The organism is Cytophagaceae bacterium, from assembly GCA_016722655.1.
Classification (GTDB): domain Bacteria; phylum Bacteroidota; class Bacteroidia; order Cytophagales; family Spirosomataceae; genus Leadbetterella.
In genome coordinates this window covers 3,453,888-3,461,129 of record JADKIR010000004.1, presented here as the reverse complement: position 1 = coordinate 3,461,129, position 7,242 = coordinate 3,453,888, and the positions used below count along the sequence as shown (strand labels likewise).

The 7,242-nt window shown below is 35.2% G+C and carries 7 protein-coding genes and 3 pseudogenes; all 10 read left to right on the top strand.

The genetic code is table 11. The features are described from left to right. Positions 1–134 precede the first annotated feature (134 nt). The 10 genes and pseudogenes from IPP61_15705 (at position 135) to IPP61_15660 (ending at position 6,756) form a co-directional block, all read left to right on the top strand. Positions 135–615: pseudogene (locus tag IPP61_15705) on the top strand (DUF1801 domain-containing protein). A 155-nt stretch (positions 616–770) separates the two neighbouring features. Continuing rightward, a pseudogene (locus IPP61_15700) lies at positions 771–1,207 on the top strand (VOC family protein). A 663-nt stretch (positions 1,208–1,870) separates the two neighbouring features. Continuing rightward, on the top strand, positions 1,871–2,071 hold the full coding sequence (locus IPP61_15695) for a hypothetical protein (protein MBL0326599.1): 201 nt from the start codon (positions 1,871–1,873) through the stop codon (positions 2,069–2,071). 894 nt (positions 2,072–2,965) lie between these two features. Next, positions 2,966–3,381 (top strand): annotated as a pseudogene (gene ssb, locus IPP61_15690) (single-stranded DNA-binding protein). A gap of 207 nt (positions 3,382–3,588) precedes the next feature. Next, complete coding sequence (locus IPP61_15685) at positions 3,589–3,777, top strand: hypothetical protein (GenBank protein MBL0326598.1); 189 nt, start codon at positions 3,589–3,591, stop codon at positions 3,775–3,777. Between the two features lie 413 nt (positions 3,778–4,190). Beyond that, positions 4,191–4,565 carry a phage integrase N-terminal SAM-like domain-containing protein gene (locus IPP61_15680; GenBank protein ID MBL0326597.1) on the top strand — a complete coding sequence of 125 codons (375 nt, stop codon included), beginning with the start codon at positions 4,191–4,193 and terminating at the stop codon, positions 4,563–4,565. 39 nt (positions 4,566–4,604) lie between these two features. Next, positions 4,605–4,814, top strand: coding sequence for a hypothetical protein (locus tag IPP61_15675; protein ID MBL0326596.1), 210 nt, complete (start codon positions 4,605–4,607; stop codon positions 4,812–4,814). Beyond that, positions 4,766–4,987: a tyrosine-type recombinase/integrase gene (locus tag IPP61_15670; protein MBL0326595.1), complete on the top strand. Its 222-nt coding sequence runs from the start codon at positions 4,766–4,768 to the stop codon at positions 4,985–4,987. Before IPP61_15675 ends, IPP61_15670 begins: the two co-directional genes overlap by 49 nt. A 232-nt stretch (positions 4,988–5,219) precedes the next feature. Beyond that, on the top strand, positions 5,220–5,999 hold the full coding sequence (locus IPP61_15665; GenBank protein MBL0326594.1) for a leucine-rich repeat domain-containing protein: 780 nt from the start codon (positions 5,220–5,222) through the stop codon (positions 5,997–5,999). Between the two features lie 436 nt (positions 6,000–6,435). Then, on the top strand, positions 6,436–6,756 hold the full coding sequence (locus IPP61_15660; GenBank protein MBL0326593.1) for a hypothetical protein: 321 nt from the start codon (positions 6,436–6,438) through the stop codon (positions 6,754–6,756). The last annotated feature ends 486 nt before the right edge of the window (positions 6,757–7,242 follow it).

Genomic DNA, 7,242 nt, shown 5'->3' with positions numbered 1-7,242 from the left:
ATAGCCTCAACTTTCGCAATTTTTCTTATATATCATTCCCAGAATTAACTGTTCAAGATTTAATTCCACAATAATTGGTTATAATCTCCGACAAAATCAGAAAACTCCCTCTAATATTGTAGATAAAATAATTACTGAATGAGCCTCTACCCGAACAGATCAAAGCCTATATTGAATCGCCCTCGAAGCCAAAAGCGTCGAAATGCAGAAATTACATAAACAGGATATCGGAGATAATGCCGGACCGCAAGGTCATCGGTTTCTGGATGGGAAAGACGAGTCAGGGCAAAGTGGTTTCCAATCCCAATGTGGGCTATGGAGTCAAATCATGAAATACGCCGACGGTGTAAGACCAAAGAGTTCTAATTAGATTGGAATCCCAGAGGCTAATACTCAGTGGAATTCTGTCTATATCATGTGGCTTGGCTGACAAAAATTACCTAAATTCTAGACTTACATGGGAAAAGAAATCCGAAGGCCACCGTGACAGGGTATTGTATCAAATTCAAAAAACTCAAAGACATCAATCCTGAAGTATTGGATGCGGCAATTCTGTTTGAGAGCAAACCAATGGCTGCAAAAAGCTCTGGATTCTGCTTTAGTGAAAGACGTTAGGACAACTATTTGGATTTAAGCATTTATCCGACCAAAACAAATTGTAGTTTCATCAAATTATTAGAGGTGCTATGGTTTCATATTTTTAACAGATCAACTTGATACTGTATTTCAAAATTATTTTGCTTTCTTTATTACAAAAATCAACCATTAACATGAAAAAAGTAACCGGAATCGGGGTATTTTCTTCAAAGCCAAAGACCCTAAAGCAATCACAGAATGGTACGCCAAAAACCTGGGCCTCAAACCAATCCTTGTGGGAGCAAACTTTTGAATGGTAAGGAAGATGCTGAAGGCAAGAAAGCCAAAACCCAATGGCTCCATTTGGCGACGACACCGGGTATTTTGAGCCCTCAACCAGGGAATTCATGATTAACTATCGCGTCGAAAACCTGGAAGCTCTGGTCGAAGAACTCAAAGCCAATGATGTGAAGCCAGGCGCTGGTCGATGAAATCCAAACTTTCGATTATGGCAAATTAATCCATATCCTCGACCCCGATGGCAACAAAAATCGAGCTGTGGGAACCGGTGGGATGTTCATTTGATTTCTTAAATTTCATCACTTATTTAATATGTTCAAAGCTTTTTTAACAATAGGTTTGATATACGGTAAATAAAATTAAATATTCTTAGAAATTTAAATTGTATAATATTATTCTGACGTTGCCTACTAGCTGTAACCAAAGTTACAGACATTAAAGAATTTTCATTTGATTTATTTAGTATCATTTTTATTTGGCAATGCTATTTTTAACATCCTCAAAAATAATAAAATAAATGTTCCTTAAAATCATAAATTGTCCGTTCTAAAAATTTGATTCAAGTAAATATTAAATCTTATAAGACATTTAAAATCAAATTTTTAGAGGATCATTACGGTCCGCCGCTGGGTTTTATGAATTAGTATTGCTTACTTTTTTCAAAAAAAAAGTCCCCTCCGAAAGGCGACGCAAAAAATTAATAGGGTAATTTATGGTAATGGGAAAACCATAATAAGTAATTTTAGGCCTTATTTTCAAAAGATTAAATTTTGTTACGATGAAAGTTATTATTTAACAAATACTTCTCACATCAAATCAATTACCAATATAGTTCACATTTATCCTATTTAAGAACCTGGAATTGTTAAATATATTTCAATAATACTTCTTCTGAATTGTCGCAATCCCCTACCCTGAAAGCTAAAGGCAGTTTAATTTTACCTGATAATAAATCAATTGAGAAAGCTAAAATTACAGATGCATATTTGGTTGGATGTTGGCTTTGTGGCGGGCCCAATGGCGAGGAAGACTGGATTGTCAGAGGGCCGACCCCACATCTTTTGAACTGGTTAACGAACTGGCCGACACCTCAGACACACTGCTGATTGGCCAGATAATGGCTGAGAAATTTATTCCCCATTTTGAAGAAATGGGTCCGGAACACCCATATATGCTTTTGCACAAAAAATGGTAAACCTCCGGAAAATCCTTTTCAGCAATACATTAAAGAACCATTTGGAAAAAATGTCAGTCTGGCCAACGAAGACCTGAACACCACTGTGACAAACCTAAAAAACCGGGGCGCAAAGATATTTTGGTGTATGGAGGTGCCCAAATGGTGTCCTCACTCATCACAAGGGGCATATTGATGAGTTTTACCTTTTCGTCAATCCGATATTAATCAATAAAGGCATGCGGATTTTGATTTGCTAATCATCGCCAAAAACTAAAGCTAATCAGCACAAAAGCCTATATTGGCGGCACCACCCTGCTGCATTGTGAATTGGAAAAGTGAAACAGACTAATGGGTTTCTCTTTTGCCGGGTCAAACAAATATTTAAATCTATCTATTTGGGCGATTTAGATGCTGGTTTAGGGTTCTTTAAATCATTTCTTTAAAAATAGAAGGTAAAACTGGTCAGCATGCCCCCTATTTGGGTATAGGGTCGGCGGTTTGACTGACACCACCGGCTCGTATTGTAGAAATAGACTTCATTTCAAAAATAGCCGGTTCTTTCTCTAGCTGCCACCTACGATTTTGTGCTCCCAATACCCTCCAAAAACTTTTTACGACCCCCTTAAAACGTTTTTAGCCCCCTAAACTTTTACCCCCCTAAAACTTTTATGACCTCCCAAAAACTTTTTAGACCCCCCTAAAACTTTTTTAGACCCCTAAAACTTTTACGACCCCTAAAACTTTTTATGACCCCCTTAAAACTTTCCAGGACCCTTAAAACTTTCGACCCCATTTTACATTAAAATATACCTAATACCATGAATAAACCCTCTTAAAACATCTGACAGCACCCTCAAAACTTCTAATTCTACTAACTGGAAATCGTAATATGCACTCCTGATTCAATTGAGGATGATTTTTATTAAAATTGTTCCTAAAGTTTTAATATTAAAGGAAGATGTGTTAATTTCACTATTCCATTTAAAAAACACAATACTACATGAAGGTGTAAACAAAGTAATATTGGTTGGTAATCTGGGCGATGAGCCGGAAATCAAAACCTGGATAACAACGTAAAGGTGGCCAAATTTAGCCTTGCCACAAACGAAACCTACAAAGACCCCACCGGCCATAGCCATACCCAAACCGAGTGGCACAACATAGTGCTATGGCGTGGACTGCCGAGCTGGTCGAAAATATCTGCACAAAGGCGCATGATTTACCTCGAAGGGAAAATAAAAACCCGAAACTATGAAGACAAACAAGGCGAAAAACGCTATGTGACAGAGATAATTGGTGAAAATGTAGTGATGCTGGATAAAGCCTAACCAATAAAACATGAAACTATCAGAATACTACACCGGAAACGAATCGCGAATAAAATTAGAGTTTGCTTTTTGACCATCTATACCCGCCACTCCGACAGCATATAGATGTAAAATGGAGAAAACCCACAAAGCCTGGCATGCTCCCTACAAAAAAGCAGTATTGGATAAGATTCTGAGATTTTCCTGATGCCGTGTATGACAAAAAACATGCAGAGACCAAAATTCAAAAAACCAAATCAGGAAAACCAATTAAATACCACAGTTGTAAATTCACAAGCAATAAAATTGGTGGTATTACCCAAAATCATCCATATTATTTTACCAAAAAACGAAAACGATATTGCGTTTATACGAGCGATTCAATACAGCAGATGGAACAAAAACCAGAAATGCTGACTGGTACCCAATTTTGGCCAAAACCTTGAAAATCTCAAGAATTATTTTGGTGAAAGAGTAGGAAGCATCGAAGAAATTCATACCGAATCTATAACCATAAACCAAAAACACTATGATCGGGCAAAAAATGAACTTTTAGTTGTCAGAACAGCCAACAATCGTTTAGAAATATCTGTAGATTACCACAAAGAAGTTATTCAAAAGCTCAAGCAATTTCCTTATCTAAAATACAACCCAAAAAACAAATCTGGAGTATTCCTTGCCATGAAAAATATATTACTGACCTGAAATACTTAGCAGAATTCCAAAATCAAAAGTTTAATTACAAAATAGAACCGACTGATAAACTACAACCCACAAAGAGCATTATACCAAAAACAAAACCATGCCCGGAAGAGTACCTTCAAAAATTAATGGAACTGAGGTACTCTGAAAGCACTTACAAAACATACCGATTGGCCTTTGAAGAATTTGTAAACTTTTATTCTGAACTTTGCCTCGAAAGCATAACTCAGGAACAAATAACTGAATATCTAAGATATCTTGTAAATGACCGAAAAATATCGATATCTATGCAAAACACTACCATTAACGCCATAAAGTTTTACTATGAAAAAGTATTGGGAGGCAAACGAACTTTTTATCATTTAGACAGACCACGTACCGAAAAGACCTTGCCTGAGGTAATGAGTGAGCAACAAGTGGCCGATCTTCTAAATTCTATAGATAACCTCAAGCATAAAGGCCATTCTTATGACGATTTATTCGGCCGGACTAAGAATAAGTGAAGCTATAAATCTGCGAATCTCAGATATTGACTCAAACGAATGCAAATAAGGATAGAACAGGCCAAGGGAAAGAAAGATAGATATACGCTCCTTTCGGTAAAAACATTGGAGGTCTTAAAAAAGTATTTTTTGGAGTATAAGCCTAAAGTATGGTTGTTTGAAGGGCAAAATGGAGGTCGATATTCAGATAAAAGCATACAATTGATTTTCATAAGGCCAAAGATGCTGCAAAAATCACTAAGAGAGTAACTGTACATACACTTAGGCATAGCTTTGGAACCCACCTACTAGAAAATGGAACTGATCTTAGATATATTCAGGCGTTACTTGGACATAGCAGTTCAAAAACGACAGAAATTTATACTCATATAACCACAAAAGGCTTTGATCAAATCGTAAGCCCATTGGATAAACTAAAGTGAAATAAAAATTTGGAACATAGAACTTTGAATAATATATTTGATAACAAAAAATAAAATTCAAATCACAAAAAATCTCATGAAAATATTACCGAAACTCAGCGAAAATCACAATAAGCTCATTATTAAAATATTAATTAGAAAATCAATAAATATTTAATAACGATATTACCGAACCTATGAAAATGAGTTTCGGTAATATGCTCGTTGGCGGTCATTCTAACAAAACAACATTATGAAATTAAACGACAAACAAATAGAATACGGATTTGACTATTACTTTAAAGATAAACACGATAAAGTAAAATCTGTTATTGAGGTTTCAGAATATAAAGGAGAAGATAGACTAATAATTAACTGTACTCAGCTTGGCGATTCTTTTACACCTCAATATAAAACACAAAATGAAAAGAAACGAGTAGTATTAGAATGGTGTGAGTTTTTAGAGCAAAATCCCACAGCTTTTATTGAATTGCGCTTTGGAACAAGAATGCCTCAAGAACTATTTGACGCTGTTTGTAACCAAAAGCAATTAAAGAGATTAGAAATAAAATGGGGTGCGTATCGGGACATTTCTGCAATTGAAAATTTGAAAAATCTTGAATTATTACATATTGGTTCAGGTGCAAGTGTTGAAAGCATAAAACCTTTATCAAAACTTGAAAATATTATAGCCTTATCGGTTGAAAATTTTCAAAAAATCACGAATTATGACGACTTTTCTGAATTAACAACACTTGAAAGTTTAAGTATTGTAGGAGACGGAATGGGACCACAATACATTAAAATTGACAACATAGAACTTGTGAGTAAGCTTCAACAACTTCGAGTTTTTAGACTCCTAGCCGAGCGACTTCAAAGTAAAGACTATACACCAATTTTAGCATTGAAAAATGTAGAACACTTGAGTTTGAGAAGCAATCGTGAAGTTTCAAAACTTTACAACGAATTAATAAAATTACCGAAATTGAAATGGGGACTTTTGAAAATCAATCCAAAACTTTACGAGAAATAAAAGAACGAACCGCCAACAAGGGTTTTGCGTCAGGCGGGCTGAAGTGCAAAATTCAACAGTAGCTTTTCAATTGAAATTTAGTAATAATATCAGCTTTTGTGCTTCGAATTCCCGCCCGAACGCAAAGCCCCGAAACGTTGTGCGTAAGCTTATCTGACACATCATGCGACTTTGGACATATACCATAATTGCTTTTATTTTCAATTTTATTTTGTTTCATTCATTTCATTGGGGTGAATACGGAACGGCTATTGGTGTAATATTGACAATTCCTTTAATTGCTATTGTAAGTCTTATTCTAACTTTTATTCACTATCGGCTTGACAAGAAAAAGAGGAATACAAAATATTTTCAAGTTATAGCAACATCATTAGTTATTATTCTTAGTTATTTCCTTTTTCCAACGCAGGATAGCCCAATATCAATAATCAAAAAAATGGTGACAACAGCTCGACATTACAATGAAATAAATATTAATGATTACTTTCTTGAGAATCGTTATGACAACTATGAAAGGATTGTCGCAGCAAAAAAGAAATTCAATAAAGAACTCGCTGACACCTCTTATTCAATAAATATTTCAAACAAATATGATTATAGGAAATTGTATAAAACCTATGGAATAAACTTCTTCACTGATTTTCCTAAATCAACTGACGATAATCAAGACATTAAAAATGTTTCTGAGAACGCTTTTAAATTTACTGAATATTTTATGGGTGACACAATTGTGTTTACCGAAACAAACAAAATATAAATGTTTCTAAACTCAGAACAGACAGTTTTAGTGAATTTGGTTCTGGACACTTCAAAGACACAACACTAAAGGAAATGACAGTTAAACAAATAACTAAACGACAAACACCAGATGAAGAATTTTGGGCTTACAAAATTTTCTATCTGCTTTTGTAAAGTGACATAGAAAGCCTACGCACAACATTAGGTTTGCTGCAATTTGGGCTTGACGTTGGCAACTTCAACATTTGTAATTCTATTTTGCTTCAGTTATCGGCTCGACGAATAAAGCCAAGCAAAAGTTCTTAACTTCAGCAACAAAACAAAGCCAAGGAGCGGTTACAGGCAGACGGAATTCTAAAACCCAAACTGCAGCAAGCCTTGTTCGTTGGCAACAAGTGTAAAAAGACAGACGACCAGATAGATACGATAGTGACAGAATTTAAATAAGAAAGGATTTAGCTTTTTGACAGGACAGTGCAAATTTGATGGAAATTTATTTTGTTTT